This is a genomic window from Streptomyces sp. NRRL S-495 (assembly GCF_000966955.1).
In the GTDB taxonomy this organism is placed as follows: domain Bacteria; phylum Actinomycetota; class Actinomycetes; order Streptomycetales; family Streptomycetaceae; genus Kitasatospora; species Kitasatospora purpeofusca.
The window spans coordinates 1-1,691 of sequence record NZ_JZWY01001006.1; the positions used below are offsets into that span (position 1 = coordinate 1).

The window sequence follows — 1,691 nt, forward strand, 5'->3', positions numbered from 1 at the left end:
GCGGGGAAGGGCAGCACGGTGCGCTCGCCGGGCGGCTGGGGCCGGCCGTTCATGCGCCGGTGGAGCTCGGCCCAGGTGAGGTCGTGGTGACTGTTGAATGGCATCGTGCTCGTGTCGCGTTCGTTGGGGTGGTGTGGTCCGGCGCCCGGGCCAGGGGTCCGGCGGGTCGGGCCGGAGGAGGTCCGGGGTCTAGGTGTCGTAGTCGCCTTCGAGGCGCCAGCGGCCGGCGGTGACCGCGATCAGTAAGGCGCGGCCGTCCTCGACGGTGACCTGCATGCGGGCGGTGCGGCGCGCCTCGTGCGGGTCCCACCAGCGTTCCTGCTCCGGCCACGGCCCGGCCCAGCCGGTCACCGCGAGCGCGCCGTCGGGCAGGACCAAGCGCGCTGGGCGGGTGCGGACCTCGGCGCGGGCGGTGACCTCCACCTCGGCGCCCGTGTCGTCGAGCAGCCGGACCGCCGGCGGATCCGGGGGCACCCGGGTCGGGGACGGGGCGAGCAGCCGACCCGGCCACGGCCCGTCCGCGCGCCGCTCCTGGTGCGCGTCGCCCCACGGGGTGCGCACCACCCGGTCGCCGGGCGCCCGCCCGCCGGCCAGTTCCACGGTCACCGGCGCACCGTGCCCGAGGATCGCCTGCACCCGCGCCACCGCGCGCTCCACCCGCGCGTTCGCCTCCTGGTCGCCGTCGGCGAGCGACAACTGGCGCCCCGGATCGCGGAACAGCCCGTCCGGGACCAGGCGCAGCGCGGTGATGCCGCCCTGGTCGGGGCCGAAGCGGCGTTGGGTCTGCCAGGCCTGCAGCTGCCAGCGCACCCGTTCGGCGACCGCGCCGGTGGACAGCGCGCCCTCGTGGCGCCAGGCGCGTGTGGCGCTGGTGCCGTCCGCGCAGTCGACCTCGACGTCGAAGCGCTCACATGCCAGGCCGTGGGCGGCGAGGGCGGTGTGGAGGTGCTCGGCGAGGGCGCGGGCGGCGAACACCAGCGGCTCCCCGCTGTCGTGGGGCTGGTCGAAGCGCTGTTCCGCGGTCAGGTCCGCGCCGGGCGGGCGGGCGACGACCGGGCGTGCCTGGAGGCCGCGGGCCAGGCGGTGCGCGGCGGTGCCCGCGCGGCCGAAGCGGTCCGCGACGCTCGCTGCGGGCAGCGCCGCGAACACGCCGATCGACGGCAGGCCGAGCCGGCCGAGCAGATCCGCGAGCTTCGCGTCCCCGAGCTCCGCCACGGGCAGCGGCGCCAGGAACGCTGCGCTGCCTCCCGGGTCGACGATCCGGCCCGCCCGGGCGGCCAGCTGCGCGGCGAGCAGGCCGTCGGCGATCCCGACCCGGCACTCGTGGCCGACCGCCTCGACAGCGTCCACGACCTTCTCCGCCAGCGCGTGCTCACCGCCGTGGAAGCGTGCCGCACCCGCCGCCGGCACCGCCAGGATGCCGGGGCGCAGCACCTCCAGGTGCGCGGCGAGCGCGGCGACCGCGTCCGCGACCGGCTCGAACAGGGCCGCCTCCGCGTCCGGGGCACGCTCGTGGACCTCCAGTCCGGCGGCCAGGGCCTGGGCGGAGCGCAGCTTCTGCCCGCGCCGCACCCCGGCCTCGCGGGCCGCGCGGGAGGCGGCGAGGATCCGGCCGTGCTCGTGGACGACGACCAGGCGCCCGGGCACGGCCTCCTCGCCGAGGACGGCGGTCACCGGCCAGTCCGGGACCC

1 protein-coding gene is annotated in these 1,691 nt (G+C 78.4%); it reads right to left on the reverse strand.

Features of this window, described 5'->3' with window-relative positions:
• Nucleotides 1–189: 189 nt before the first annotated feature.
• Nucleotides 190–1,691: DNA polymerase Y family protein (locus VR45_RS37865; protein WP_063772617.1), on the reverse strand; the 1,502-nt coding region annotated here is incomplete at its 5' end.